Origin of the sequence: Pseudarthrobacter sp. B4EP4b (genome assembly GCF_006680095.1) — a bacterium.
Taxonomy (GTDB): domain Bacteria; phylum Actinomycetota; class Actinomycetes; order Actinomycetales; family Micrococcaceae; genus Arthrobacter.
Window position 1 is genome coordinate 14,388 of the sequence record NZ_VHIJ01000037.1, and the last position, 26,282, is coordinate 40,669.

A 26,282-nucleotide genomic window follows, 5' to 3' on the forward strand; every position below is an offset into this window, starting at 1 on the left:
CAAAACCGAACGGCTGTTCAGTCTGGTCGCCTTGCCGCCGCCTTCTGGCAACGCGGAGTCAGATATCGCCCATCTTTGCGGGTTTTGAGGGCTGTAAGTGACCCCGCGTTGCAGTTACTAGACTTGTACAAGTCGAAAGAGGTTTTGAAAAATGTTTGAGTCCGTACAGGGCCTGCTTGATGAGCATGATGCTATCCAGGCGCAGCTGGGGGATCCTGCTGTTTATGCTGACCAGCGGCTTGCGCGCAAGCTGGGGCGTCGGTCGGCTCAGCTTAATGGCATTGTTGAGGCCTACCACAAGTGGGAAGGCATCCGGGACGACCTTGCTGCGGCCAAGGAGATGGCTGACGAGGATCCCGAGTTCGCTGCCGAGGTTCCTGAACTGGAAGAAGCGCTTGAGCTTGCTGCCGCGAAACTGCGCCGCCTGCTCATCCCGCGCGATCCTGACGACGCCCGCAACGTGATCCTTGAAGTCAAGGGCGGTGAAGGCGGCGACGAGGCTGCACTCTTTGCCGGCGACCTCCTGCGCATGTACACCCGGTACGCGGAGTCGCGCGGCTGGAAGACTGAAATCATCTCCGCCACCGAATCGGACCTTGGCGGCTACAAGGACGTCCAGGTTGCCGTGAAGGGCAGTTCGAACGATCCCGCCGAGGGCGTCTACGCCCGGCTGAAGTTCGAAGGCGGCGTGCACCGCGTGCAGCGCGTTCCGGTCACCGAATCGCAGGGCCGTATCCACACCTCGGCCGCCGGCGTGCTGGTACTGCCCGAAGTGGACGAACCCGAAGAGCTCGAGATCAACCAGAACGACCTCAAAATCGACGTCTACCGGTCCTCCGGCCCGGGCGGTCAGTCCGTGAACACCACCGACTCAGCCGTGCGTATCACCCACCTTCCCACCGGCATTGTGGTGGCCATGCAGAACGAAAAGTCGCAGCTGCAGAACCGCGAGGCCGGCATGCGCGTCCTGCGTGCCCGCATCCTGGCCCACCAGCAGGAGCAGATCGACGCCGAAAACTCGGCCCAGCGGAAGTCGCAGATTCGCACCATGGACCGCTCGGAGCGCATCCGCACCTACAACTACCCGGAAAACCGCATCGCGGACCACCGCACCGGCTACAAGGCATACAACCTGGACCAGGTCATGAACGGCGACCTGGAACCGGTCATCCAATCCGCGATCGAGATGGACGAACAGGCACGCCTGGACGCCATTGGCGACTAGTTCCGCCCTGGACATCAGGACACGACATTCAGGACATGACATTCGGGCCAGGCCAGTCGCTCGCTGACGCCGTCACCGCGGCCACGGCAATCCTGCGCGACGCCGGTGTTCCCAGCCCGCGCGTGGACGCGGAACTGCTCGCCGACCACCTGCTGAACGTGGGACTGGGCCGGCTCCGCGCCATGATGCTCGGCAACACACCCGCCCCGGAAGGCTACGAAGCCCTCGTGGCCGAGCGGGCCAGCAGGATTCCGCTGCAGCACATCACCGGCGTGGCGCACTTCCGCTACCTCGAGCTGGCCGTGGGGCCCGGCGTGTTCATTCCCCGCCCCGAGACCGAATCCGTGGTCCAGCTGGTCATTGACCACGTCAAGGACATGGCGCATCCCCGGATCGTGGACCTGGGCACGGGATCCGGCGCCATCGCCGGTTCCATCGCCCACGAAGTGCCCGGCGCCGAAGTCCACGCCGTGGAGTTCAGCCCCTTCGCCCACGCCTGGGCCGCGAAAAACCTCGCCCCCCTGGGCGTCCACCTCGTCCTGGGGGACCTGCGGAACGCACTTCAGGAGCTGAACGGGACAGTCGACGTCGTGGTTTCCAACCCGCCGTACATCCCGTCCGAGGCCATCCCCAACGAGCCCGAAGTAGCCCTGCATGACCCGCCGGAAGCACTGTACGGCGGGGGAGCTGACGGTATGGAACTTCCGACGGCGGCAGCCGCCTCGGCTGCCCGGCTGCTGGTGCCGGGCGGCTACTTTGTGATGGAACATGCAGAAGTCCAGGCGGAATGGATCGCGGCAATGCTGGGCCGGTCAGGATCGTGGACCAGCATCAGCACCCACCGGGACCTCAACGGCAAGGAGCGCGCCACCAGCGCCGTGCTCGCGGACCAGACCCTACGCAATGAAAGAATGGGCCAGTGACCACAACCTATAACTGCACCAGTGATGACGAGCGGGCACGGGGCCTGGAGCACGCACAGCGCGCGATCAGTGAAAAGAAGTGCGTCGTGCTCCCCACCGATACGGTTTACGGCATCGGGGCCGACGCCTTCTCACCGCAGGCCGTCACCATGCTGCTGGTGTCAAAAGGGCGCAGCCGCACCATGCCACCACCGGTGCTCATTCCGCGCCTCAACGCCCTGGACGGGCTCGCCACGGACGTCTCCGCTGACGCCCGCAAGCTGGCCGAGGCATTCTGGCCCGGCGGATTGACGTTGATCCTGCACGCGCAGCCGTCGCTGGACTGGGACCTCGGCGAAACCAAGGGGACCGTGGCCCTGCGCATGCCCGCCGATGACATCGCCCTTGAGCTGCTGACACTGACCGGCCCGCTGGCCGTCTCCTCTGCCAACCGCACCGGCCAGGCACCGGGACAAACTGCCGCCGCTGCCCGCGAGCAGCTTGCAGAATCCGTTGAGGTCTACCTCGAAGGCGGCTTCCGGCCGAAGGAAGGCGAGACCGCCGTGCCCTCCACCATTGTGGACGCCACCGGGCCCCTCCTGCGTGTGGTGCGCAACGGAGCCGTCAGCCTGGACCAGCTCCGGGAACACGTTCCGGGTGTCCTGGGTTTAGGCGAGATCCCCATGGCGCCGGAAGAACCGGAGGAACCGGTGACTGCGGAGGCGTCCGACACTCCGGAGACTGCCGGGGATTCTGCGGCAGCGGGCCCTGCGGCTGCCGAAGCCCGCAGCGCGGCCGGCAGCAGTGCCGTCAGTACCAACGACAACAATGCGGAGAACTGACATGCAGCCCAAAGTCGCCGTTGCGGCCGTAACGTTCGACCGCCACGAGGAGCTTGCCCTGCTCCTGAAAGGGCTGGCGGAGCAGACCGCGCCCATCCATTCCATCGCCCTGGTGGACTCGGGCACCGTCCCGGCCACCGACGTCGTTAACGCCGGGGGAGCGCAGAACATCAACTACCTGCGCTCCGAAGCGAACCTTGGCGGCGCCGGCGGGTTTGCGTACGCCATCCTGGCCGCCATGGCCAGCGGCGCCGAGTGGATCTGGATGATGGACGACGACGGCCATCCCGAAGACGCCAGCTGCCTGGCCGAGCTCCTCCGCACCGCAGAGGAGCACCAGCTGGACATCATCAGCCCCCTGGTAGCAGCCACCGCCGATCCCAACCGGCTGTCCTTCAATTTCCGCATCAACGGGTTGCTCACCAACGACCGCTCCCGCCTGGCTCCGATGGGCTACCTGCCGGACATGGTGCACTTCTTCAACGGTGCACTGATCCGGACCGAGGTCTTCTACCGGATCGGTATCCCGGACGTGAAGTTCTTTATCCGCGGGGACGAAGTGGACTTCCTGTCGCGAGTGAAAAAGGCCGGGCTCAAGTACGGTACGCTGGCCACTGTTGCCGTGCAGCATCCTGCCACATGGACGGAGATGAAGCCCGTTTTTGGCGGGTTCATCACCCCGGTCATTCCCGAGGGCGAGTTCAAGCGCTACTGCTACTTCCGGAACCGTGGCTACCTGACCCGCAAGTACCGCAACCTTCGCTGGTTCAGCGCGGACATCGTCGGTTTCCCCTATTACTTCCTGAAGACTGGTGACCTCAAGGGCCTCGCACACTGGTTCAGGGCATATTCCACCGGCTTCCGCGGCAAGGGCTTCGGCTCGCCCGCGGAACTGATGTCCGCCAACAGCTAGGCCGCCGTGGAGAACCTGTACGCCGTCGTCGTCACCTATAACCGCGCCGACTTCCTGCGCAACCTGCTCGAGTCCTTCGCCCGGCTGGACACTGCCCCGGCGCGGATCCTGGTGGTGGACAACGCGAGCAGCGACCACACGCCGGACGTAATTGCCCGGGCGGCTGCAGCCGGGCTGCCCATCCAGTACGAACGGCTGGAGCAGAACGTCGGCGGGGCCGGCGGGTTTTCCCGCGGCGTGGAACTGGCACTGGAGTCCGGCGCCGAATGGCTGTGGCTGATGGATGACGACGTCGAAGTGCTTCCCGGCGCGGTGGACGCCCTGGCGAAATTCACGCCGGATTACTCCTGCATGATCGGCCGCCGCTATGACGCCAACGGCAAACCGTTCTTCTGGCAGCACCATTTTGTCGAGGCACTCGGCATTTTCCTGCCGGTCTCCCGAGACGTGTTCCGGCATTCCGAGGTGTTCCGCACCAACGTGGGGAACTTTGAAGGCATGCTCATCAACGCCTCCGTGGCGCGGAACATCGGCCTGCCGGATCCGCGCTTCTTTATTACGTGGGACGACCTGATCTACGGCTGGCTGGCCGCGCAGCAAACCCCGGTGGTTTACGTCAACGCCTTTGTCATCAAGAAGGTCCGTGCCCAGCGCCAAGTGGACCTCGGCCTGCGCCACCTCAACGATTCATCCGACCTCAGCCGCCGCTACGTGATGCGAAACCGCGGGCATGTGGCGCACTACCTGCGGGCCCACGGCAAATTCAACCGGGCCGGTTTCGCCGCGGGCACCGCGCTGACCTTCCTCAAGGAACTTGTCCGCCTGGTCCTGGTTGAGCGGACCCTGAAGGGGTCCGGTGCGCTCTGGCAAGGGTGGCGTGAATCGCGCACCATCCTTGCCGACGCCGGGTGGAAACCCATGCCGCCGCTGCCGGTGTATCCGGGCAGCGGAACCCGAAGCGATTAGTATCGTTCTAAGCCCCGACGCCGTCCGACAGTTTCGCGGCGGGGTATTTTGAAACAGGCGCCTGGCCGCCGTGGTAGTGGAAGTCGGTTGCATCTTTCGTTGAGTACACAATCAGAAACGCGCGCACCTGCCGCAGTACGGGACGAGAAGCCCGCCCTCTGGATCTGGATCCAGCTCTTCCTCGACTCCATGTCGTGGGTGGTTGCGATCGGCCTGGCGCTGCTGCTGCGCTACGAAATGGGTATCCGGGTGGAACAGCTCGCCGGAGCCTGCCTCATCGCCGCGATCGCGGTGGTGGCCCAAATGCTGGCCGGCTACTCCCTCGCCCTCTACCGGGGCAGGTATCCGTTCGGCAGTTTCCAGGAGGCCAGGGCTCTGGTTTTCGTCACCGTCATCGTGGCGGCAACCATCACCGTGAGCCTGCTGGTGCTGTACGCGGAGATCAACATCGGCCGCAGCGTGGGCCTGATCGCCTTCCCCTTCGCCTGCCTCTTCATGTGCGCGGCCCGCTATGCCAAACGCCTTTATGTAGAGGGCAAGACCCGGCCCGGGGACGGAGCCCAAAACACCTTGGTGTACGGCGCCGGATTCCTCGGCAACTCCCTGGTGACCAGGATGCTGCAGGACCCGGACTCCCCGTACTTCCCGGTGGGGCTGGTGGACGACGACCCCGCCAAGAAGCACCTGCGGCTTTCCGGCGTCCAGGTGCAGGGCCGCGGCGACGACCTGCCGGCGATCATCCGCCGCACCCGGGCCAAAGTGCTGGTCCTTGCCTTCGCCAACGTGGAAGCCACCGTGGTGCGCCGCATCTCGGACGCTGTGGCCGGCCTGAACGTGCGCGTGCTGGTACTGCCCCCGCTGCGGGACATGCTGGGCACCGGTGCACCCGCCGGTTTCTCCGACTTCCGCGACGTCGCGGTGGAGGACCTGATCGGACGCCGTCCGGTGGACATCGAGGTTGACGAAATTGCCGGGTACATCAAAGGCAAACGGGTGCTGGTGACCGGAGCCGGAGGCTCCATCGGATCGGAACTATGCCGCCAGATCGTGCAGTTCGATCCGGCGGAACTGATCATGCTGGACCACGACGAAACAGGCCTGCAGCAGACCCAGATCTCCATCACCGGCCACGGACTCCTGGCAGGCCGGGATACCGTGCTGGCCAACATCCGCGACGGCGAAGCCCTGCTGGACATCTTCGAGGACCGCCGTCCGGAGGTGGTGTTCCATGCCGCAGCCCTCAAGCACGCGCCGCTGCTGCAGCAGTATCCGGTGGAAGCCTGGAAGACGAACGTCTGCGGCACCCTGAACGTGCTGCGCGCTGCCCAGCGCGCCGGCGTCACGCACTTCGTGAACATTTCCACCGATAAAGCGGCCAATCCCACCACCGCCCTTGGCCATTCCAAAAGGGTTGCCGAAAAACTTACCGCCTGGATGGCGGGGCAGACGTCCGGGAAGTACGTCTCCGTCCGCTTCGGCAACGTGATGGGCAGCCGCGGCTCAATGCTGCCGCTCTTTACCGAACAGATCCGCGTCGGCGGTCCGGTCACGGTGACAGACCCCGACGTTACACGCTTCTTTATGACTATCCCCGAAGCCTGCCAGCTCGTCATCCAGGCCGGTGCCATCGGTACCGGCGGGGACGTGCTGATCCTGGACATGGGTGAACCGGTCCGGATCCTCGATGTGGCGCAACGGATGATCGCGATGTCGGGCAAGGACGTGGAGATCATCTACACCGGCCTGCGGCCGGGGGAGAAGCTGCACGAGGAACTGGTGGGCACCGGTGAACTCGACAAGCGCCCCCTGCACCCGAAGATTTCGCACACCAGGGCCATGGAGCAGGATCCCGCCAAGCTTGACCTCAACATCTGGCTGGCCCGCTGTGAGGCAGAACAGGGCGCCAGCATCGCCGCCATTCCCGACGACGAGGCCACTGACGCCGGTGAAGTGCGGGTGGCATCGTGATGCCGTTGCTCCTCGTAGCAGGGATCACACTGGCAGCCAGCCTGCTGCTTCCCCTGGCCGTGAAGCCGCTCCTGGTCCGGATGGGAGTGGTGGATGTTCCCTCGGCACGCTCATCGCACGTGAAAGTAACAATCCGCGGCATGGGCCTGGCCACGGCACTGGCCACGGCGATCGGATACGCGGCAGCGCTGCTGCTGGGGTTTGTGACGGTGGACCGCTCCATCTCCGCCGTCGTGCTGGCCATTATTGCCGCCTGTGCCGCCGTGGGCTGGGTCGAGGACCTGCGCGGCATGTCCATCCGCGGCCGGGCAGCCGCCCAGCTCGGGATCGGTGCCGCCGGCTCCGCAGTACTCATCGTCCTCACGGGACAGTCGTTCTGGTGGCTTCCGCTGGGTGCACTGGCCATCGCCGCCTACGTCAACATCGCCAACTTCATGGACGGCGTCAATGGCATCTCCGGCCTGCACGGGGTGACAGCAGGGGTGGCCTACGCTGTTGCCGGGCTGCTGTCAGAACAGCCCTGGCTGACCGCGGGCGGCACGGTTCTGGCAATGTCCTTCCTCGGGTTCCTCCCATGGAACCTGGGCCGCGGCTCGGTATTCCTGGGCGACGTCGGCAGCTACCTGCTGGGTGCGTCGATAGCCGCACTCGCGGTGGCCGGCTTCCTCGGCGGCGTGTACGTCGAGTACGTCCTCTCGCCGATCCTGGTGTACGCGGCGGACACCGGTTACACCCTGCTCCGCCGGATCAAGGCGGGGGAGCGGTGGTACGCATCCCACCGGGAACACGTGTACCAGCGGCTCACGGACGTGGGCTTCTCGCACCTGATGTCGGCCGGAATCGTCACACTGTGCACGGCCGCAGTGATCATCCTCGGGTTCGTCGCGGCGACGGCCACGCTTCCGATTGTTGCGCTGTGCGTCGCTGCCAGCGTGCTGGTGCTGGCTTTGTACCTGGCCAGCCCGGACCTGATCCGCCGGTACCGCCGCCCGTCCAAGGTCACGCGCCTGCCCGTGACCTGAACCGTGTTCTATCTCGTGTAGAATTTGAGGGCAGCCAAAGCTGCCCTCCACACTGCCTTTTGGCCACCTGCCTTTTGGTGCCGACGATTGGGATCGAATGACCTCCAACGCCGAGTCCGGACCTGCGTCCGGCAACGGAAGAGTTGGCGCATCCGGTCCCACGCCGTCCCTCTGGCTGAACCTCCTCAAGCGCAGTTCGCTGGCCGCGGCGGCCGGACTTGTCCTGTGCGCCGTTCCTGCAGCAATCCTCGCAGGACCCGGCGGCGCCCTTTCCAGTACTGCCGGCGGGTTGCTGGTGATGCTGTTCTTCGGCATCAGCCTCCTGGTGGGGCACTTTGTGGGACGCAGCAACCCTTCCGGAGCCATCGGCATGTTCGTGGCCACCTACTTTGTCAAAGTGGTGGGCTTTGCCGCCGTCCTGTTTGTGGTCGGTGCTCCGGCGTGGCTGAACGGCCGCTGGTTCGTCGCCGGGGCCGTAACTGCCGTCGTCCTCTGGCAGGCTGCAGAAATCCATGGTTTCAGCAAAGCCCGCCTCCAGATCTACAACGATCCAGAAACCAAGGAAACCCCCGATGCGTGATCCCAGGAAGCCCACGGAAGGCACCAACGGCAACAGGGGATCAAAGGCTTCAGCTCCCGATGTATCAGGCGACGGAACCAGCGGCGGATACAACGCCGGCATGGCCGTATTCAGCTACATCATTGGCGGAATCATCGTCTGGAGTTTGATAGGGTGGGGACTGGATTATCTGTGGGGAACGCGCTGGATTGTGCTCGCAGGCGCTCTGCTTGGAGCCGTCGGAGGTTTTTACCTTTCCCACATGCATGGCCTGACCAGTTCTCGAAAAAATGCTGGGGAGCGTCATGCTGCCAGCGGGCCGTCCCAGGACGGCGACACTAATGCCAAATAATTTCACAGGGGGAACAGCAGGCCATCAGGCTGCCGGTCCCCGCCCAACGCCCAATGATGGACACTGCAGAGAGGAAACGCGTTGATCGCGCTTGCGCTCCCGGCCCAAGATTCAGGAGAGTTTACTCCTCCTGGTATTAACGAAATGCATTTGCCGGCAATCCTGCCGTGGGGTGCCGCAGAAGGATTCTCCAAGCAGATGCTGCTGGTCCTCCTCTCTGTCGTCTTTATCGCCGTCTTCTTCGTGCTCGCCGCACGCAAGCAGCAGCTGGTACCCGGCAAGCTCCAGTTCGCCGGCGAAGCCGCCTACGGCTTCGTCCGCAACGGAATTGCCAAGGACATCATCGGCGGCAGGGACTTCATCAAGTACGTCCCGCTGTTGTTCAGCCTGTTCTTCTTCATCCTGGTGAACAACATCTACGGCGCCATCCCGTTCTTCCAGCTCCCCACGTTCTCTCACGTCGGCGGCGCCTATGTACTGGCGGGCATTGTCTACTTCACCTGGATCGCCATTGGCGTCAAGAAGAACGGACTCCGTTACTTCAAGCTGGCCACCGTGCCCTCCGGTGTTCCCTGGTTCATCCTTCCGATCGTCATCCCGATCGAGATCATCTCCAACTTCCTGGTCCGGCCCGTCACGCACAGCCTCCGTCTGTTCGCGACCATGCTCGCAGGACACCTCATTGTGATGATCGCCGGCTACGGCATCGAGTTCCTCATCATGCAGGAGAACGTCCTGCTCAAGGGAACCTCCGTCCTGGTCCTGGCCGGTGCCATCGCCATGTACATGCTTGAAGCCCTGATCATGGTCCTGCAGGCCTACGTGTTTACCCTGCTGACAGCGATCTACATCGAAGGCGCGCTTCACGCCGACAGCCACTAAGGCACCCTAAGCTTCCCCTCGCGGGGATAGAGCAACCCAAACAACCTGCCACATGGGTGGCATCTTGAAAGGAAGAAAAATGGAAGGCAATCTCAACCTCGTAGGTTACGGTCTGTCCGCAATCGGCGGTGGTATCGGTGTTGGTCTCGTATTCGCTGCCTACATCAACGGCGTCGCCCGCCAGCCGGAAGCACAGCGTGTCCTGCAGCCGATCGCATTCCTCGGCCTTGCGCTGACCGAAGCCCTCGCCATCCTCGGCCTGGTCTTCGCCTTCGTTCTCTAGTCCTTAGAACGAAGCGAACTTACAGAACCGAGTAGAAAAGGACGGGTGAAATATGAATCAGCTGATCATCTCAGCCGCCACTGAGGGCGAAGTCAACCCCCTGGTTCCCAATGTCTGGGAAATGGGCGTTGTCCTCGTGGGCTTTGCCATCCTCATGTTCATCGTGGTCAAGTTCGTTGTCCCGATGTTCGAAAAGACCTTCGCCGAGCGTGCCGAGGCCATCGAAGGCGGCATTGCAAAGGCTGAAAAGGCCCAGGCTGAGGCGTCTGCTGCACTCGAAGAGTACAAGCAGCAGCTGACCGACGCCCGCGCCGAAGCCAACCGCATCCGTGAGGAAGCCCGCGCCGAAGGTGCCCAGATCCTCGCGGACCTGAAGGAAAAGGCAGCTGCAGAGTCTGCCCGCATCACGGCCCAGGCCCACGCCCAGATCGAATCCGAGCGCCAGGCGGCCGTTGTGTCGCTGCGTTCGGAGGTCGGCACCCTCGCCACTACCCTCGCCGGCCGCATCGTCGGCGAATCGCTGAACGACGACGATCGTGCAGCACGGGTTGTGGACCGCTTCCTGGCAGATCTGGAGACCCAGAACGCAGGTGCAGCTAAGTAATGGCAGGCGTATCGAGCGAATCGCTGGCAACAGCCCTGGCCGAGTTGGAAGCCAAGCTTCCGACGGCGTCGCTGCAGCTGGCAAAGGAACTCTTCGGAATTCTGGGAATGGTGGACAGCTCGGCTGGCTTGCGCCGCGCCCTGACTGACCCGTCCCGCAACGGAGACGAAAAGTCGGCGCTGGTCAGGCAGCTGGTTGGCGGAAAAGTCTCCGCTGATGCTGCAGAGATCGCGGGCGGACTGGCCAGCTCACGCTGGGCAAACGCGCGGGATATCGGCGATGCACTCGAGACTCTTGCCGCAACGGTGGTCATTTCCGTTGCTGAAAACAAGTCGGCCGTTTCTGCCTCCGGAATCTCTGGCCTGGAGGAGCTGGAGAACGATCTGTTCTCCTTCAACCAGGCCGTTGCCTCCAACCACGAGGTACAACGTGCTCTGTCCGAACCGCAGGCCAGTGCTGCAGCCAAGGCGACGCTGGCCGAAAGGCTGGTTCCCGGTGTGAGCGAGGAAGCAAGGGTCCTCATCACGCAGGCGGTCACCCAGCCCCGTGGCATCAAGGCCACCCGGCTGGTGGGTCGGTTCGCCGAACTGGCGGCCAAGCGGCAGCAGCGCTGGATTGCAACGGTCAGCGTGACCCGTCCCTTGACGCAGACGCAGCTGGCACGCCTCCAGGCGGGCCTGAATGCACTGTACGGGCGGGAACTGAAGGTCAACGTCAATGTTGACCCGGCACTCATTGGCGGCATCCGCGTCCAGGTTGGTGACGAAGTGCTCGACGCTTCGGTCATCACCCGCCTGGGCCAGCTGCAACGCCAGCTGGCCGGCTAGCCGGACAAGCACACCACAACTGATAGAAACCCCGGTCATCGTGACAACGATGATCACAAAACAGGAGAGCAGGGACTGCAGATGGCCGAATTGACCATCAACGCCGACGACGTCCGTAATGCGCTGAACGAGTTCGCGGCGTCCTACGAACCCGGAAACGCAGAACGCGTAGAGGTCGGCCGCGTAACCACCGCTAGTGACGGCATCGCCCGTGTTGAGGGCCTTCCCTCGGTCATGGCGAACGAGCTGCTGCGCTTCGAGGACGGCACCCTGGGCCTGGCCCAGAACCTGGACGTCCGCGAAATCGGCGTTATCATCCTCGGTGACTTCACCGGCATCGAAGAAGGCCAGGAAGTCCACCGGACCGGACAGGTTCTGTCCGTTCCCGTTGGCGACGCCTTCCTCGGCCGTGTTGTCGACCCGCTGGGCGTGCCCATCGACGACCTCGGCGAGATCAAGGCCGAGACCACCCGCGCACTGGAGCTCCAGGCTCCCGGCGTAACCCAGCGCAAGTCGGTGCACGAGCCGATGCAGACCGGACTCAAGGCCATCGACGCCATGATTCCGATCGGCCGCGGCCAGCGCCAGCTGATCATTGGCGACCGCCAGACCGGCAAGTCTGCGATCGCGATCGACACCATCATCAACCAGAAGGCCAACTGGGCTTCGGGCGATGTGACCAAGCAGGTCCGCTGCATCTACGTGGCAATCGGCCAGAAGGCGTCAACCATTGCCGCCATCCGCCAGACCCTCGAGGACAACGGCGCGCTGGAGTACACCACCATCGTGGCGTCCCCGGCATCCGACCCCGCAGGCTTCAAGTACCTGGCACCGTACGCCGGTTCGGCCATCGGCCAGCACTGGATGTACGGCGGCAAGCACGTCCTCATCGTGTTTGATGACCTGTCCAAGCAGGCTGAGGCTTACCGTGCAGTGTCGCTGCTGCTCCGCCGCCCGCCGGGACGCGAAGCGTACCCGGGCGATGTCTTCTACCTGCACTCCCGCCTGCTGGAGCGTTGTGCAAAGCTCTCCGACGAGCTGGGCGCAGGTTCCATGACCGGCCTGCCGCTGATCGAAACGAAGGCCAATGACGTTTCGGCCTACATCCCCACCAACGTGATCTCCATCACCGACGGCCAGATCTTCCTGCAGTCGGACCTCTTCAACGCCAACCAGCGTCCTGCTGTTGACGTTGGTGTGTCTGTGTCCCGCGTGGGCGGTGCCGCACAGGTCAAGTCCATGAAGAAGGTTTCCGGCACGTTGAAGCTGGACCTCGCCCAGTACCGCGACATGCAGGCTTTCGCCATGTTTGCCTCGGACCTGGACGCCGCTTCACGCCAGCAGCTGACCCGCGGTGCACGCCTGATGGAACTGCTGAAGCAGGGCCAGTACTCGCCGTTCCCGGTGGAGAACCAGGTTGTGTCCATCTGGGCCGGCACCAACGGCTACCTCGACGACGTTCCGGTTGAGGACATCAGCCGCTTCGAGTCGGAGTTCCTGGAGCACCTGTCCCACAAGTCCTCCATCCTCACCACGCTGGCGCAGACCAACGTGCTGGACGATGACACCGTTGCAGCTCTGAAGTCCGCCATTGTGGACTTCAAGAAGGGCTTTTTCGGCGAGGGTGACAACCACCTGGTAGGTGCCGGCCACGAGGAGCATGACGCTATCTCCGAGGGCGACGTTGACCAGGAAAAGATCGTCAAGCAGAAGCGCTAATTCCACTGACCGGGTGTGCCGGGCCGCCAAGGTCCGGCACACCCGGTTTAGGGAATGTTAGGAAAGGATAAGTATGGGAGCCCAGATTCGGGTCTACCGCCAGAAGATCAGCTCGACCACGTCGATGCGCAAGATCTTCAAGGCGATGGAACTGATCGCTACCTCGCGCATCGGCAAGGCCCGTGCGCGCGTAGCAGCTTCACTGCCTTACGCGAACGCGATCACGCGCGCCGTTTCTGCTGTCGCCAGCCAAAGCGAAATCGACCACCCGCTGACCACTGAGCCGGAGCAGATCCGCCGTGCCGCCGTCCTGGTAATCACCTCGGACCGCGGCCTGGCCGGATCCTACTCGGCAAGCGTGCTCAAGCAGGCGGAAGGTCTCAACGAGCTGCTCCACGCCGAAGGCAAGGAAGTCAAGACGTACCTCGTCGGACGCAAGGCGCAGGCCTACTTCGAGTTCCGGAACCGCGAATATGCACGGGTCTGGACCGGAGGCACCGACGCACCGGAGTTCGCCACCGCCCGTGAAATCGGCGAGGCGCTGCTCACGGAATTCGCCACCGACTATGAAGAGGGCGGCGTGGACGAGATCCACGTGGTGTACACCCGCTTCAAGTCCATGGTCACCCAGGAGCCCACGGTCATCCGCCTGCTTCCCCTGGAAGTAGTGGAAGAGCAGGCAGCTTCTGAATCGGACCTGTTGCCGCTGTACGAGTTCGAGCCGGAAACCGAGCGTGTTCTTGACGCCCTGCTGCCGCGCTACATCGAGTCACGCATCTTCGCGGCCATGCTGCAGGCAGCAGCTTCCGAGCTCGCTGCACGCCAGCGCGCCATGAAGTCCGCCGGCGACAACGCCACGGACCTCATCAAGAAGTACACGCGTCTGCGCAACACGGCCCGCCAGGCTGAAATTACGCAGGAGCTTTCCGAGATTGTTGCCGGCGCCGACGCCCTCGCGTCCTAGCCTGCTGCAGCCGGTTCCGCTGGACCTGCACCACCACAGATAAACTTAAACCCACGCCATCTACTGAGTGAAGTGAGAGAGATGACTGCCACTGCTACCGAACACGTAGCCGCAACGTCCGGTGCCACCGGCCGCATTGCGCGCGTAATCGGCCCGGTTGTCGACGTCGAATTCCCGGCCGACGCAATCCCGTCCATCTACAACGCCCTCACCACCGAGATTACTCTCAACGGTGTAACCAAAACGATCACGTTCGAGACCTCCCAGCACCTGGGTGACAACCTCGTCCGCGCCATCTCCCTGCAGGCCACCGACGGACTCGTCCGCGGCACGTCCGTAGTGGACAGCGGTGCCCCCATCTCCGTGCCGGTCGGCGACGGTGTCAAGGGCCACATCTTCAACGTCCTGGGCCAGCCCCTGGACGTTACCGAGTCGGAACTGGAGATCAGCGAACGCTGGCCCATCCACCGCAAGGCACCGAGCTTCGCTTCGCTCGAAGGCTCCACCGAGATGCTCGAAACCGGCATCAAGGTCATCGACCTCCTCACCCCGTACATCAAGGGTGGAAAGATCGGCCTGTTCGGCGGCGCCGGCGTCGGCAAGACCGTTCTGATCCAGGAAATGATCACCCGTGTTGCCCGCAACTTCGGTGGTACCTCGGTATTCGCCGGCGTGGGTGAGCGTACCCGTGAAGGTAACGACCTCTGGGTTGAAATGGAAGAGGCAGGCGTCCTCAAGGACACCGCCCTTGTGTTCGGCCAGATGGACGAGCCGCCGGGAACGCGTCTGCGCGTGGCCCTGTCCGCACTGACCATGGCGGAGTACTTCCGCGATGTGCAGAACCAGGACGTGCTGCTCTTCATCGACAACATCTTCCGCTTCACCCAGGCAGGTTCCGAGGTTTCCACCCTCCTCGGCCGCATGCCCTCGGCTGTGGGCTACCAGCCCAACCTGGCTGACGAAATGGGCCTCCTGCAGGAGCGCATTACGTCCACCAAGGGCCACTCCATCACCTCCATGCAGGCCATCTACGTTCCCGCAGATGACTACACGGACCCGGCACCGGCCACCACCTTCGCACACCTCGACGCGACCACGGAACTTTCCCGTGAAATCGCCTCCCGTGGTCTGTACCCGGCTGTTGACCCGCTGACGTCCACCTCCCGCATCCTGGATCCCCAGTACATCGGCAAGGACCACTACAACACGGCTGTCCGTGTGAAGCAGATCCTGCAGAAGAACAAGGAACTCCAGGACATCATCGCCATCCTTGGTGTTGACGAACTCTCCGAAGAGGACAAGATCGTCGTGTCGCGTGCACGCCGTATCCAGCAGTTCCTCTCGCAGAACACTTACACCGCCAAGCAGTTCACCGGCGTCGAGGGCTCCACGGTTTCCATCAAGGACACCGTCGAAGGCTTCTCAGCCATCTGCGACGGCGAGCTGGACCACATCGCGGAGCAGGCGTTCTTCAACGTCGGCGGCCTCGATGACGTTGAGCGCCAGTGGGCCAAGATCCAGGAACAGACCAAGTAATATGGCTGAGCTTGAGGTTGAGATTGTCGCAGCGGACCACTTCGTGTGGTCCGGAGCGGCCAAGATGGTCAAGGCCCGCACCAGCGATGGTGAAATCGGAATCCTGCCCGGCCACTCGCCCCTGCTGGCGATCCTGGCCGAGGGTGAGCTGGCTATCCAGCCGGTCTCCGGGGACCGTATTGCGGTAGATGTCGACGGCGGGTTCTTCTCCGTGGACAACAACCGTGTGGTTATTGTTGCTGACAACGCCCACCTGGGCGGCTCGGCTACCGCTGGGATCCGCTAGCACCACCTTGATGGACGCACCGAGTCTTCCGTTCATCGCCATGGCAATCACGTTTGGATTGCTGGTATTTGCACTGTGCCTTTCGGGGGTGCGCCGCTTCAACCTGCGGCGTGCCCTCGGCACGGTGGACGCCTCCATTTGCACGGCTGGAAACAGCTGGCAGGTGGGGGTTTGTCGTTATCAGGACAACGACCTCGAGTGGTTCCGTCTGTTCTCGTTGAGTGTCCGGCCGAAACACAAATTCAAAAGGCATTCACTGGAGCTGCTGGGCCGCCGCAAGCCCACGGAGGCCGAGGCAGTGAAGGTCCAGCCCGACGTCGTTATTGTTGAACTCCGCTACGAGGGGCAGGATCTCCGCCTTGCCATGAAGTTCGACGCCTACGCCGGGCTGTCCTCCTGGCTGGAAGCCGGGCCGGTCATCGGCGTGGGCACCTGGCGCTAGCCACTGTGGACTGGGTTTTTGACGTCCGTCTCACCGACGGCCCGGTGTACTGGGCTTCCCTGGTCCTGGGCCTGGCGGGTGCCGTGTATCTGCTCGCACCTCCCGCACCGACGGGCCGACGGCGCTGGCTTGTCCAGGTGGTTGCCGCCGTTGCAGCAGCCTTCGCCCTGGTGGCCACGGTCCACTGGGCGCTGATTAATCTTTTCTCCGTCTTCCCGGAAAACATCCCCGATGCCGTCCTGCTCTGGGTGGTGCCCGCCGTGGCCGCCCTGCTCCTGCTCCTGCTCCGGCTGCCCCGAAGCAGCTGGCCCCGCCGCGCCACCGGCCTGGCCGCGGTTCTGCTGGTCGCGGCCCTGTCCTGCGTACAGGTCAACGCCTACTTCGGCCTGAACCGGACCGTCAGTGACCTTCTCGGCACTGCCGTGGCCCGAATCCCCATGCTTGAACCTGGGCTGATGCGGCAGGACGGAGCGGCCGACGGCGTCCCGCTCCACGGGTGGGCGCCGCAGGGTGAGCTTCCGGCCGGGGGAGTCCTGCGCAAGGCTGCCATTCCGGGCACCGCTTCCGGCATGGCCACCCGCGACGCGTATATCTACCTGCCGCCTGCGTACTTCGCCAGGAACCGGCCTGCCCTGCCCGTGCTGGTGCTGATTGCCGGCCAGCCGGGCGGGCCCCCGGACTGGCTCACCGGCGGGGCGCTGGACGGACACATGGACTCCTTCGCCGCGGCCCATGGAGGCCTGGCGCCGGTGGTGGTCATTCCCGATCCCAACGGTTCCCAGTCCGCAAACACAATGTGCATGGACAGCCGGATAGCGCAGGCCGATACGTTCCTTTCCCGCGATGTCCCCGACTGGATCAGTTCAACGCTGGCCGTAGACACCAACCACCACCAATGGGCTATTGGCGGCTTTTCCTTCGGCGGCACCTGCGCGCTGCAGATGGGAACCCGGCACCCCGACCTGTTCCCCGCCATCCTTTCGTTCTCCGGCGAAGCCGAGCCGGCTCTTGCCAAGGAGCGGCAAAAGACGATTGATGCCGCCTTCCCGGGGAAACCTGAGGAGTTCGAGCGGCAGACCCCCTTGGCCCTGATGAAAGACCGGCGCTTCGAGTCCAGCGGCGTGTACCTGACGGCGGGACAGGACGACCCGGAGTTTGTGGCCTACCTTAATACGCTTGCCGCTGCCGCCCGGGACGCCGGCTTCGACGTCCGCGCCTACACGGTGGAGCATACGGGCCATTCCTGGGACACGTCCTCCAAGCGGATTGCCGATGCCCTGCAGTTCCTTTCCGACAGATGGGGGTTGGGCCAGTGACTTCCGGACAGCAGATACGAACGGCATCCCTGGCCTGGACAACAGTGGTACGCCCCGCACGGGACCGGATCCTTACCGGATTGAAATCGATGCCGTTCTCGGTGGCGGTGCTCGCGGTGCTCCTGGTCACCGGCGCCGTCACGGGCAGCTTCCTGGCAGGGCCGCCGGAGCAGTTGCTCGACGGGGCCGGAGTCAGCGGACCGGGCTTGCGTGCCGGGAACTGGTGGTCCCTCTTTACCAGCCTCTTCTTCGCCACCAACCCGTTGGCCTACATCTCCGCGTCGCTGATGATCCTCCTGCTGTTGGGCCTGGCGGAGCGGAGGCTGGGAACACCCGCCACGGTGGCGCTGTTCCTCGGCGGCCAGTTCGGGGCCGTCACGATCTTCCTTCTGATCACCCAACTGGCCGGCTACGTTGGTGACGGATGGCTCGACCGGATGGCAGAGGACATCCTGATCGGACCCTACCCGGCAGTCCTGGCGGCAGGCCTTGCAGCCACCGGACGGCTGCCCGTCCTCTGGCAGCGCCGGCTGCGGACCGGCGTGCTTTCGATTTCGCTCCTGCTGGTGCTGTATGTCGGGCATGCCGAAACGGTCATCGGCCTGATTGGCGCCGTCCTGGGACTCCTCGTGGGTTGGTGGATCCAGGGTGACCACGGCCAGCTGCACCGGCACCGTTCCACCGGCCGTGAGGCCCGGAACCTGCTTGCCCTCACGGTTGCCGTCTTTGCGGTGGGCCCGATCCTGACGGGCATCGCGCGTGCGCCCACAGGTCCGCTGGCACTCCTGCGGGAGGTGGTCCTGAATCCGATGCCCACCCTTGCTCAGCTGGCATTCAACTGCGGCACCACGGTGGAGGCATCCTGCCTGGAAGCCGGAAGGGCGGGTTTCGCCGGGCCCTTCGGCCTCGCCCTGGCGGTGGTCCCGGTGGTGCTGCTGCTGATCTGCGCCGACGGGATACGCCGGGGCCGCCGCCTTGCGTTGAACATCGCCATTGCCATCCAACTGGCCGTGACCGCGCTGGCGGCCGTCTATCTCGCCCTTTTCGCCCTGGTTCCGTCCCGGCCGCACGGTACCTCCGCGCCGCCCATGGGTTCGGCCTTTGCCCACGTGCTTCCACTGGTCTGCGTACCCCTGCTGCTGGCGGTGCTCCTCTGGCTGAACCGGCGTCAGTTCCGCGTCCAGACAGTTCCGGCCGCACGCCGGATGCTGGCCTTCGTGGTGGGAGGTTCGTGGCTTGTCCTGGCCGCCGGCTACGCCATCGCCTGGTTGTGGGCCGGGGGACTGATGCGCGACGGCGGCCTGCTGGGGCTCTTTGCCGAGCTGGCCCGGCAGTACGTGCCGGTACCTATTCCGCAGCAGTACCACCGCGTTTTTGCCGACCGGAACACGGTGGAAGCGGTCCTCTTTGCCTACTCGGGCCCAGTGTTCTGGGTTATTGCCCTGGTGACTGTCTGGTGGGCCCTGTTGAGCGGACACCACGGCAACGATTCCGGGCGTCAGGACAGGATCAAGGCGCGGCATCTGCTCCACCAGGGCGGCGGACCGCTCTCCTGGATGGCGTTGTGGGAACCGAACATGTATTGGTTCAGCCCCGACGGCCGGGGCGCATTCGCATTCCAGCGGCACGGCAGCGTGGCACTGACACTCGGCGGCGCTTTTGGGTCCGCAGACGCCCAAGTCCGCGTGACCGAGGAGTTTCTTGGTTACTGCAGGCGCGAGGCCATGATCCCGGCGCTCTACTCCTGCGACGATGCGGTCTGGCCGATGCTGCAGGAGCGGGGGTATTCCCGGGTCGCCGTGGCCCAGGAGACCCGCCTGGCCATCCGCGAACTGGAGTTCAAGGGGAAGGAATGGCAGAACGTCCGGACCGCCTTGAACCGCGCCGCGAAGCTGGGGGTCGAAGCCCGTTGGGGAACGTATGCCTCCCTGCCGGCCGTCCTCCGTTCAAAGCTCAGCGAAGTCTCGGAGGAATGGGCAGCCGGAAAAACAGTTCCCGAAATGGGCTTTACCCTGGGCGGGATCGACGAGCTCGACGACCCTGAGGTGCTGTGCTGCCTCGCCGTGGATGCCAGCGGTACAGTCCATGGCGTGACCAGCTGGCTGCCGGTGTACGACGGCGGGCGGCTGGTCAGCAGGACGCTGGATGTTATGCGCCGGGGTGCTGATGGATTTCCGGGCGTGATGGAATTCCTGATCGCCTCCGCGGTACTTGAGCTGCGCGATTCCGTTGAGGTCATCTCCCTCTCGGGGTCTCCGCTGGCGAGCCTTCCCGGCTCCGGGGCCGAGGCCAATCCGGACGGGCAGGACCGGGCGGACAACCTGGTCCGCATCCTGGACCTGGTGGGGCACGCCCTTGAACCGATCTACGGATTCCGATCACTGGCCGCATTCAAGTCGCGGTTCAAACCCGAGTACCGCGCCCTTTATCTTTACTATCAGGATCCGTTGCACCTGCCGGCGATAGGCCGGGCATTGACGCGGGCCTACCTGCCCGGGCTTTCCCTTCCGCAGGGCGCCCGGCTGGTCGGCAAATTGGTGAACTGATGCGGCTGCATTCACACGCACAATCCGCATTGCCCCGGATAATACAGTCTGCTAGTGGTGCAGGACGGGTTTGAATTAAACAACAAAGGCCTCCGGCAGAATTGCCGGAGGCCTTTGTTTCGCTGCCGGCCGCATTAAGCGGGCGGCAGGCGGGGACTAAACCAGCGTGACGCCGGTAGCCTGGGGACCCTTGGCGCCCTGGCCGATCTCGAACTGAACGCGCTGGTTCTCGTCGAGGGTCTTGAAGCCGCCGGTCTGGATCTCGGAGTAGTGAACGAAGACATCACCATCGGAGTCATCCGGGGTAATGAAGCCGAAGCCCTTTTCAGCGTTGAACCACTTGACGGTTCCCTGTGCCATTTATTTCTCCTCATTGTGGAACTTTTTAAGATCGGCACACCTCGTGCCGGCCTTGGTCACTCCGCGAGAAGAATCCTGGATTGCCTGTCCGGAAAGGGACTGGCGCTGCAGGAGCTTCGCGCTCGCAACATGTCTTGCGAGCATGAAAAACACCTACACAAAGACTGAGATAAGAATTTCATGCCAGTAGGCGGAGGTCAACGGTTTGGGCGGTCAAACGCATAAATTTTAGGTAAAAGGCCGGTTAAATGTCCTTGTTGGAACGAATTCAACGCCCCGGGAAGGGCAGTCTGCTGATTATCTGAGTCCTGATTAAAAGCAGCGTCAGAAAAGCCGGGACTCAACGTCGTCCACGCCGCGCATTGCATCGTAGTCGAGGGTTACGCAGTCGATGCCGCGGTCGTTTGCCAGGACCTTGGCCTGGGGCTTGATCTGCTGGGCCGCGAAGATTCCGCGGACCGGCGCCAGCAGCGGATCCCGGTTCAGCAGTTCAAGGTACCGGGTGAGCTGCTCAACGCCGTCGATATCGCCGCGCCGCTTGAGTTCCACGGCCACCGTTGCACCGTCCGCGTCCCTGGCCAGGATGTCCACAGGCCCAATTGCCGTGAAGTATTCCCGGCGGATCAGCGAATACCCTTCGCCCAGCGTTTCAATCTGCTCGGCCAGAAGCCGCTGCAGGTCCGCCTCCACGCCGTCCTTGATGAGGCCAGGGTCCACGCCCAGGTCGTGGGAGGAGTCGTTCAGCTTTTCGTGGATGTTGATGATGAGGCGGTCATCGGTCTTGGCAGACTGCACGGTCCACTGCTCAACAACGCCCAGTTCCAGGTCCACGTCTTCCGGGGACGAAACCCGTAGGGTGGCCGGCGGGCTCATCCAGTTCAGCGGCTTGTAGGAGCCGCCATCCGAATGGACCAGGACCGAGCCGTCGGCCTTGACCAGCAGGAGCCTGGTGGCAAGGGGAAGATGGGCTTTAAGCCGGCCAACGTAATCAACAGAGCATCGGGCTATGACAAGTCGCACGCCGTACAGACTACCGTCTGGCGCGGCAAGTGCCCGCCCGGGACGGGTCTGCGGACGGGATTTTGCCACGGCGGCACCAGCCGTCCGGGAGAAGACAGGCGGGAGCTGGCACGGGCCGGGCTGGGGCAGAATGGAGGCATGCCGCGTTCCAACCGACCCCGCCGTCCAGTGTCCGGAAAAGCCGGAGCCGGGTCCGGCCCGGCGGGGGGAAAGAAAGGAAGCGCTGACGTTCCCGAGCTGGACCTGGAACGCGCGCGTGCAGGCATTGCCCGCCGGGAGAGTGCTCCCGACGGTGAGTGGATGGTCCGCACCATGACCGCCAAAAACGCGGAAAAGACCTACATCTGCCCTGAGTGCTCCACCGCCGTGCTGCCCGGAGTTGCCCACCTGGTGGTGTGGAAGGATGACCATCTTTTCGGCGCGGCAGCCGGCCTGGCGGAACGGCGGCACTGGCACACCAACTGCTGGCAGACCCGCAGCTACCGGTACCGGTAACGGCACGCGGCGCGGCTGTCGCTAAGCTGGCAGGCATGACTTTTGATCCGTCGTCGTACGAATTCAGCCAGTCCACGGGCCCCACGCCCATCCGTGCTTCCACTGTCCTGCCGGCCAGGCGTGAAAACGTGGAGCTGAAGACGCAGGACGGGCATACCCTGGTGGGAGAACTGGCGCTTCCGGAATCCGGACCGGTCAACGCCACCCTTATTACCCTGCATCCGCTGCCCACCCACGGCGGTTTTATGGATTCGCATGTGTACCGCAAGGCCTCCTACCGGCTGCCGGCCCTGGCCGGTATCGCGGTGCTCCGGTTCAACACCCGCGGCACGGAGTCCCCCCGTGGCACCAGCACGGGAGCCTTTGAAGAAGGCATCGGGGAGCAGCACGATGTGGACGCGGCCGTCCGCTTCGCCGTGGAACGCGGCCTGCCCAACCGGTGGCTGGTGGGCTGGTCCTTTGGCACCGAGCTTGCCCTGATGTACGGGGCGGTTGAACCGGTGGCGGCGCAGATCGAGGGTGCCATCCTGCTCTCGCCCCCGTTGCACCGGGCCAAGGATTCCCACCTTAAGCAGTGGGCACAGTCCGGGAAGCCGCTCACGGTGCTGGTGCCCGAGCATGACGACTACCTGCAGCCGGAGGCCGCGAAGGAGCGCTTCAGCCTGGTGCCGCAGGCCCGCCTGGTGGGCGTCAAGGGTGCCAAACACCTGTGGGTGGGGGAGAAGTACGCCGCGCGGGTCCTGAACGAGATAGTGCATGAAGTGACCGGCGCAGGATCAGCGGGAACCAGCCTTCCGCAGGAATGGGACGGGCCGGTGGCCAACGCGCCGGCCTAGCGGATTGGCCGCTCCGGTGCCTTGGGAACTCCGGTGCCCCGGAGCTCCGGTTCCTAGTGCTTGTCCTGCCGTACGATATAGATTTCCTTGATCAGCAGCAGGATGGCCGCCGCGGTGGGAATGGCGATCAGGGCGCCCAGGACACCCAGTAGGCTGCCGCCTGCGATGACCGAGATGACGGCCACCGCGCCGGGGACGGCCACGGCCTTCTGCATGATGCGCGGCGAGATGAAGTACGCCTCGAACTGCAGGTAGGCAAAGTAGCAGATGCCGTAGACGACGGCGGTCTGCCAGCCCACGGTGAGGGCGATGAGGACCACCACCACGCCGGCGATCATGGCCCCGACCAGGGGGATGAAGGCGAGCAGTGCCACCACAAAGGCAAGCAGCAGGGCGAAGGGAACCCCCACAATCGTCATCACGATAAAGGCGAACGTGGCATTCAGCAGTGCCACGCAGGCCTGGCCGATGACGTAGTTGCCCACCGACTTGGTGATCTCCTCGGACAAGGCCTCCACCCGGTGGCGGCGCGAACGTGGCGCAAGCCGGTAGCCCCACCTCTTCATGGCCGGCAGCGCCGCCAGGAAGTACAGGCTCAGCACCAGGACGATCAGGGCACCGAACAGTCCGTTGGCCACCGTGGAGCCGAATCCCACCACTCCGCCCGCGATGCCGCCCACGGCTTCGGGGTCGTTGACGAACTTGTTGACTTCCTCGGCGATCCGGTCCCGGACGCCGAACTGGTCATCGAGGGTACGGAACAGGTCCGAGTTCATAAAGTCCCTGACCCATACCGGTGCCTGCTCCACAATCTCGGTGACCTGGTCCACGATGGTGGGGATGAGGGTGGCGAAAAAGCCGACGACGGCCGCCACTAGCACGCTGACGGACACCAGGATGCCGGCCGGGCGGGGAATCCTGCGGCGTTCCAGCCACCCGACCACCGGTTCAAGGCCCAGGGCGATGAAGAGGGCGGCGACGATCCACAGCAGCAGCTGGGTGGTGTGGGACCCGATCCAGTAGACCAGCAGCGCCACCCCCACGCCCACGGTGCCCATAAAGCCCATATACAGCGGGTGCTGGGGGGACATGCGGGGCCCGGGGTCACCGAACTGCGGCCGGCTCACGCCGTCGGGATCCGCGCTGGGCTCCTCGTGCTGTGAATACTCCGGCGGCATCTCGAACCGGAGCCTCGGCTGGGCTCCTGGCAGCGGCTGGCGAAGGCGGCGGACCACCAGTCCGAGGGCTGCGGCCGCCCCCCTCCGGTGCGTCGGGGCAGGGTCCTGGGGCGCCTTCGCCGAAGGCTCTGCACCCTCCGGATTCTCGTATGCCGCGGAGGACTCGTCCGTCTTGTCAGTCACTGGGATGTGGGGCCTGTTCGGTGCGTGGCGCCGCTGCTGCGGGCCGGTGTGATGATCATCGCAAACACTATCAGCAGCCTTGTCAACACCCGCGGAAGGGCGTTCTCCGTGGGCCCCGCCGGACGCGGTTACCCCTGCCGGTCCGGGGCCGTGGTAACAAAACCGTTACTATTGAAGCTAAACCCCCGCTGATGATAGGTGTTCCCTTGCGTTTAAAGACTGCAGTCGCACTCGTGCTGCTCGGCCTCCTGACACTGCTGGCCGGCATCGGCCAGAGAACCATCTGGGCCCCTTCCGAAACGTTCACGGCCTCTGCGCCTGCAGACGGGCAGGCGGCGCCGCTGACCGTCATTGACCAGAAGCTGCGCACGCTGCACGGCGGCACCGTCAAGATCAACGTCGAGGGTGACGGCAACTTCCTGCTCACAGCCGGCCGCCCCGACGACGTTGACGCCTGGGTGGGTCAAGCCGCGCACAACACCATCACGGGGGTTTCGGAGGACGGAAAGTCCCTCCAGGTTGATCACGCCGACGGCGAAGCCACGGCTCCCAGCCCGGCCGGCTCCGATCTGTGGGTCTCCACCGAGAACGCAAGTGGTGAGCTGGAATACTCCTGGACACCGCCTGCCGACGGTGACTGGACGCTCCTGCTGGCCTCGGACGGAACCCGGCCCGCGCCGGCCTCCATCTCCATGACGTTCCCGAACGATACCTCCACCCCCTGGGCCATCCCGCTGATGGTCTTGGGCTCGCTCCTGATCCTGGCCGGCATCGTCCTGGCCCTGCTCTCGGCCCGCAAGCGCGACGGTGAAGGCAGCGGCAAGGGCAGCGGGTTTGCCCAGCGTGCCCGTGCCCGGTCCGAAGCCCGCACGTCCAGCCGACTGGGTATGGTGGCCGCCGGAGTGGTCTCGGTGGCTGTGGTTGCCGGAGCCGGCACCGCCGCGCAGGCGGCGTCGCCCGCACCCTCATCGGATCCGGCATCAACAGCACCGGCCGCCGGGCAGGAGCAGGCCGGCTCCCCGGTGCTGCTGGATGCGCAGTTCCGCCGCATCCTGGAGCAGGTCTCCAGTGCAGCGGACACCGGTGACGCAGCCAAGGACGCAGCGAAGCTGGCAGAGCGCGTCGGCGGAACCGAACTTGAGGTCCGGACGCAGAACTACAAGATCCGCTCCCAGGTGGGATCGTACGAGCCACGCATGCCCGTCCGCTCCACCAAGCTCCTCACCACGGTGGTCACCAAAGACCGCGAGTGGCCCCGGTCCGTGCTTGCCGTGACCCAGGGTGATGGAAACGTGGTGCCGCAGCTGCTGACCCTCGTCCAGGCGTCACCGCGCGAAAACTACAAGCTGGTGGAAACCAATCCGCTGCAGCCCGGCACTACCTTCCCCAGCATCAACCGCGGGACCGAAACCCTGGCCGCGGCGGACAAGACAGGGCTGCTCTACAGCGGTGAAGAAGCCATGTCCGGCCTGGCCGACCGTCTGACCAGCGCCGATTCCGCCTTCAAGGACAAACTGGTGGAAGGCGAGTCCTCGCCGTACATCGCCGACACCCTGTCCTACCAGTCCGAGGTGGTCAAGGCCGGCGAGAACGGAAACTTCTCGTTCACGCACAAGGTGGTTCCGGAAAGCACCGTTGTGTTCCGCACCGCAGACGGCGGCGCGCTGGTCCTGGGCCGGATCAACTTCGGCTTCGAGGGAACCCCCAAGGCTGCCGGCGACAAGCTGACCATCGGCGACGACGCCGCCGCCCTGGCCGGCGGCAAGGAAACCACCACCGGGATGGTCCTCAGCTTTGCCGAATCAATGGCCGTTTACGTTCCGCCCGCAGGCTCCAGCGACCCCATGAAGCTTGTGGCGGCAACCCGCGGGCTCGTAGGGGCCAGCTTCAAGTAGTCCCGATTGTGCTGTACCCCCGGCAGCGGCCGGAGTGGCTAGAGTGGAAAGCATGAGTTCGCCAGCTTCCCGCCCAGTCCCTCCTGCCGCTGCCAACCTGCTTAACCTGCGCGGCGCCGTCGATCTTTCCTCCCTGAAGCAGCGCCCGGCCCCGTCCGCCC

General features: G+C 64.4%; 26 protein-coding genes and 1 pseudogene. 24 read left to right on the forward strand and 3 right to left on the reverse strand.

Annotated features, from left to right (window positions below):
- The first annotated feature begins 151 nt into the window (after window positions 1–151).
- The 20 genes from prfA to FNL14_RS13300 all read left to right on the forward strand — a co-directional run bounded on the left by prfA (window position 152) and on the right by FNL14_RS13300 (window position 20,154).
- Window positions 152–1,225 (forward strand): peptide chain release factor 1, encoded by a 1,074-nt coding sequence (gene prfA, locus FNL14_RS13205; RefSeq protein WP_091415689.1) that lies wholly within the window; start codon window positions 152–154, stop codon window positions 1,223–1,225.
- Between the two features lie 35 nt (window positions 1,226–1,260).
- Window positions 1,261–2,148 (forward strand): peptide chain release factor N(5)-glutamine methyltransferase, encoded by an 888-nt coding sequence (prmC, locus tag FNL14_RS13210; protein ID WP_142060738.1) that lies wholly within the window; start codon window positions 1,261–1,263, stop codon window positions 2,146–2,148.
- Window positions 2,145–2,969, forward strand: coding sequence for an L-threonylcarbamoyladenylate synthase (locus FNL14_RS13215; protein WP_255470826.1), 825 nt, complete (start codon window positions 2,145–2,147; stop codon window positions 2,967–2,969). The genes prmC and FNL14_RS13215 overlap by 4 nt, the downstream gene beginning before the upstream one ends.
- Window position 2,970: 1 nt before the next feature.
- Window positions 2,971–3,882, forward strand: a complete 912-nt coding sequence (locus tag FNL14_RS13220; protein WP_091415692.1) for a glycosyltransferase — start codon at window positions 2,971–2,973, stop codon at window positions 3,880–3,882.
- Window positions 3,883–3,888: 6 nt separating this feature from the next.
- Window positions 3,889–4,848, forward strand: a complete 960-nt coding sequence (locus FNL14_RS13225) for a glycosyltransferase (RefSeq protein ID WP_142060741.1) — start codon at window positions 3,889–3,891, stop codon at window positions 4,846–4,848.
- Window positions 4,849–4,947: 99 nt separating this feature from the next.
- Entirely contained in the window at window positions 4,948–6,816 is a 1,869-nt protein-coding gene (locus FNL14_RS13230; RefSeq protein ID WP_091415696.1) for a nucleoside-diphosphate sugar epimerase/dehydratase, read from the forward strand.
- A complete protein-coding gene (locus FNL14_RS13235) occupies window positions 6,816–7,838 on the forward strand; it encodes a glycosyltransferase family 4 protein (RefSeq protein WP_170850657.1) in 1,023 nt (340 codons plus the stop codon). The genes FNL14_RS13230 and FNL14_RS13235 overlap by 1 nt, the downstream gene beginning before the upstream one ends.
- Before the next feature lie 97 nt (window positions 7,839–7,935).
- Window positions 7,936–8,418, forward strand: coding sequence for a hypothetical protein (locus tag FNL14_RS13240; protein ID WP_091415699.1), 483 nt, complete (start codon window positions 7,936–7,938; stop codon window positions 8,416–8,418).
- Window positions 8,411–8,749 (forward strand): hypothetical protein, encoded by a 339-nt coding sequence (locus tag FNL14_RS13245; protein WP_091415700.1) that lies wholly within the window; start codon window positions 8,411–8,413, stop codon window positions 8,747–8,749. Before FNL14_RS13240 ends, FNL14_RS13245 begins: the two co-directional genes overlap by 8 nt.
- Window positions 8,750–8,830: 81 nt before the next feature.
- Window positions 8,831–9,631, forward strand: a complete 801-nt coding sequence (atpB, locus tag FNL14_RS13250) for a F0F1 ATP synthase subunit A (RefSeq protein WP_091415702.1) — start codon at window positions 8,831–8,833, stop codon at window positions 9,629–9,631.
- Between the two features lie 79 nt (window positions 9,632–9,710).
- The gene (atpE, locus tag FNL14_RS13255; RefSeq protein ID WP_009356484.1) at window positions 9,711–9,914 is read left to right on the forward strand and encodes an ATP synthase F0 subunit C; all 204 of its coding nucleotides are present in this window, start codon (window positions 9,711–9,713) and stop codon (window positions 9,912–9,914) included.
- Between the two features lie 52 nt (window positions 9,915–9,966).
- Window positions 9,967–10,518, forward strand: coding sequence for a F0F1 ATP synthase subunit B (locus FNL14_RS13260; RefSeq protein ID WP_091415703.1), 552 nt, complete (start codon window positions 9,967–9,969; stop codon window positions 10,516–10,518).
- Window positions 10,518–11,345, forward strand: coding sequence for a F0F1 ATP synthase subunit delta (locus FNL14_RS13265; RefSeq protein ID WP_091415705.1), 828 nt, complete (start codon window positions 10,518–10,520; stop codon window positions 11,343–11,345). The genes FNL14_RS13260 and FNL14_RS13265 overlap by 1 nt, the downstream gene beginning before the upstream one ends.
- Before the next feature lie 81 nt (window positions 11,346–11,426).
- The gene (gene atpA, locus FNL14_RS13270; protein WP_050054632.1) at window positions 11,427–13,064 is read left to right on the forward strand and encodes a F0F1 ATP synthase subunit alpha; all 1,638 of its coding nucleotides are present in this window, start codon (window positions 11,427–11,429) and stop codon (window positions 13,062–13,064) included.
- 73 nt (window positions 13,065–13,137) lie between these two features.
- Window positions 13,138–14,028, forward strand: a complete 891-nt coding sequence (locus tag FNL14_RS13275; RefSeq protein ID WP_050054633.1) for a F0F1 ATP synthase subunit gamma — start codon at window positions 13,138–13,140, stop codon at window positions 14,026–14,028.
- An 81-nt stretch (window positions 14,029–14,109) separates the two neighbouring features.
- A complete protein-coding gene (gene atpD, locus FNL14_RS13280) occupies window positions 14,110–15,564 on the forward strand; it encodes a F0F1 ATP synthase subunit beta (protein WP_050054634.1) in 1,455 nt (484 codons plus the stop codon).
- A gap of 1 nt (window position 15,565) precedes the next feature.
- Window positions 15,566–15,850 carry a F0F1 ATP synthase subunit epsilon gene (locus tag FNL14_RS13285; RefSeq protein WP_013601509.1) on the forward strand — a complete coding sequence of 95 codons (285 nt, stop codon included), beginning with the start codon at window positions 15,566–15,568 and terminating at the stop codon, window positions 15,848–15,850.
- 10 nt (window positions 15,851–15,860) lie between these two features.
- Window positions 15,861–16,292 (forward strand): DUF2550 domain-containing protein, encoded by a 432-nt coding sequence (locus tag FNL14_RS13290; RefSeq protein ID WP_091415706.1) that lies wholly within the window; start codon window positions 15,861–15,863, stop codon window positions 16,290–16,292.
- 5 nt (window positions 16,293–16,297) lie between these two features.
- Window positions 16,298–17,608, forward strand: coding sequence for an alpha/beta hydrolase family protein (locus FNL14_RS13295; RefSeq protein WP_142060743.1), 1,311 nt, complete (start codon window positions 16,298–16,300; stop codon window positions 17,606–17,608).
- A complete protein-coding gene (locus FNL14_RS13300) occupies window positions 17,605–20,154 on the forward strand; it encodes a bifunctional lysylphosphatidylglycerol flippase/synthetase MprF (protein ID WP_370455858.1) in 2,550 nt (849 codons plus the stop codon). The genes FNL14_RS13295 and FNL14_RS13300 overlap by 4 nt, the downstream gene beginning before the upstream one ends.
- Window positions 20,155–20,310: 156 nt before the next feature.
- Here FNL14_RS13300 and FNL14_RS13305 read toward each other — a convergent pair whose 3' ends face one another.
- Both FNL14_RS13305 and nucS read right to left on the reverse strand, forming a co-directional pair.
- Entirely contained in the window at window positions 20,311–20,514 is a 204-nt protein-coding gene (locus tag FNL14_RS13305; protein WP_011692441.1) for a cold-shock protein, read from the reverse strand.
- A 324-nt stretch (window positions 20,515–20,838) separates the two neighbouring features.
- Window positions 20,839–21,534 (reverse strand): endonuclease NucS, encoded by a 696-nt coding sequence (gene nucS / locus FNL14_RS13310; protein ID WP_142060747.1) that lies wholly within the window; start codon window positions 21,532–21,534, stop codon window positions 20,839–20,841.
- A gap of 138 nt (window positions 21,535–21,672) precedes the next feature.
- Here nucS and FNL14_RS13315 point away from each other — a divergent pair, with 138 nt between their 5' ends.
- Both FNL14_RS13315 and FNL14_RS13320 read left to right on the forward strand, forming a co-directional pair.
- Window positions 21,673–22,029, forward strand: coding sequence for an ATP/GTP-binding protein (locus FNL14_RS13315; RefSeq protein WP_142060749.1), 357 nt, complete (start codon window positions 21,673–21,675; stop codon window positions 22,027–22,029).
- A 35-nt stretch (window positions 22,030–22,064) separates the two neighbouring features.
- Window positions 22,065–22,865 carry an alpha/beta hydrolase gene (locus tag FNL14_RS13320; RefSeq protein WP_142060751.1) on the forward strand — a complete coding sequence of 267 codons (801 nt, stop codon included), beginning with the start codon at window positions 22,065–22,067 and terminating at the stop codon, window positions 22,863–22,865.
- Between the two features lie 53 nt (window positions 22,866–22,918).
- On the opposite strand, the gene FNL14_RS13325 is transcribed toward FNL14_RS13320, so the two are convergent.
- Window positions 22,919–24,226 (reverse strand): AI-2E family transporter, encoded by a 1,308-nt coding sequence (locus FNL14_RS13325; RefSeq protein ID WP_142060753.1) that lies wholly within the window; start codon window positions 24,224–24,226, stop codon window positions 22,919–22,921.
- Between the two features lie 191 nt (window positions 24,227–24,417).
- Between FNL14_RS13325 and FNL14_RS13330 the strand changes: the two genes are divergently transcribed.
- Entirely contained in the window at window positions 24,418–26,121 is a 1,704-nt protein-coding gene (locus tag FNL14_RS13330; RefSeq protein WP_181762627.1) for a hypothetical protein, read from the forward strand.
- A gap of 52 nt (window positions 26,122–26,173) precedes the next feature.
- Window positions 26,174–26,282: pseudogene (locus FNL14_RS23640) on the forward strand (co-chaperone YbbN); the annotation flags it as partial.

What these genes read in the sequence shown, in the direction of transcription:
- FNL14_RS13320 (WP_142060751.1), top strand. Translation starts at nt 22,065, where the DNA reads ATGACTTTTGATCCGTCGTCGTACGAATTCAGCCAGTCCACGGGCCCC.
- FNL14_RS13220 (WP_091415692.1), top strand. Translation starts at nt 2,971, where the DNA reads ATGCAGCCCAAAGTCGCCGTTGCGGCCGTAACGTTCGACCGCCACGAG.
- atpA (WP_050054632.1), top strand. Translation starts at nt 11,427, where the DNA reads ATGGCCGAATTGACCATCAACGCCGACGACGTCCGTAATGCGCTGAAC.
- prmC (WP_142060738.1), top strand. Translation starts at nt 1,261, where the DNA reads ATGACATTCGGGCCAGGCCAGTCGCTCGCTGACGCCGTCACCGCGGCC.
- atpD (WP_050054634.1), top strand. Translation starts at nt 14,110, where the DNA reads ATGACTGCCACTGCTACCGAACACGTAGCCGCAACGTCCGGTGCCACC.
- FNL14_RS13285 (WP_013601509.1), top strand. Translation starts at nt 15,566, where the DNA reads ATGGCTGAGCTTGAGGTTGAGATTGTCGCAGCGGACCACTTCGTGTGG.
- FNL14_RS13265 (WP_091415705.1), top strand. Translation starts at nt 10,518, where the DNA reads ATGGCAGGCGTATCGAGCGAATCGCTGGCAACAGCCCTGGCCGAGTTG.
- FNL14_RS13245 (WP_091415700.1), top strand. Translation starts at nt 8,411, where the DNA reads ATGCGTGATCCCAGGAAGCCCACGGAAGGCACCAACGGCAACAGGGGA.
- FNL14_RS13315 (WP_142060749.1), top strand. Translation starts at nt 21,673, where the DNA reads ATGCCGCGTTCCAACCGACCCCGCCGTCCAGTGTCCGGAAAAGCCGGA.
- FNL14_RS13240 (WP_091415699.1), top strand. Translation starts at nt 7,936, where the DNA reads ATGACCTCCAACGCCGAGTCCGGACCTGCGTCCGGCAACGGAAGAGTT.
- prfA (WP_091415689.1), top strand. Translation starts at nt 152, where the DNA reads ATGTTTGAGTCCGTACAGGGCCTGCTTGATGAGCATGATGCTATCCAG.
- atpE (WP_009356484.1), top strand. Translation starts at nt 9,711, where the DNA reads ATGGAAGGCAATCTCAACCTCGTAGGTTACGGTCTGTCCGCAATCGGC.
- FNL14_RS13290 (WP_091415706.1), top strand. Translation starts at nt 15,861, where the DNA reads ATGGACGCACCGAGTCTTCCGTTCATCGCCATGGCAATCACGTTTGGA.
- FNL14_RS13260 (WP_091415703.1), top strand. Translation starts at nt 9,967, where the DNA reads ATGAATCAGCTGATCATCTCAGCCGCCACTGAGGGCGAAGTCAACCCC.
- FNL14_RS13305 (WP_011692441.1), bottom strand. Translation starts at nt 20,514, where the DNA reads ATGGCACAGGGAACCGTCAAGTGGTTCAACGCTGAAAAGGGCTTCGGC.
- FNL14_RS13275 (WP_050054633.1), top strand. Translation starts at nt 13,138, where the DNA reads ATGGGAGCCCAGATTCGGGTCTACCGCCAGAAGATCAGCTCGACCACG.
- FNL14_RS13330 (WP_181762627.1), top strand. Translation starts at nt 24,418, where the DNA reads ATGATAGGTGTTCCCTTGCGTTTAAAGACTGCAGTCGCACTCGTGCTG.
- FNL14_RS13235 (WP_170850657.1), top strand. Translation starts at nt 6,816, where the DNA reads ATGCCGTTGCTCCTCGTAGCAGGGATCACACTGGCAGCCAGCCTGCTG.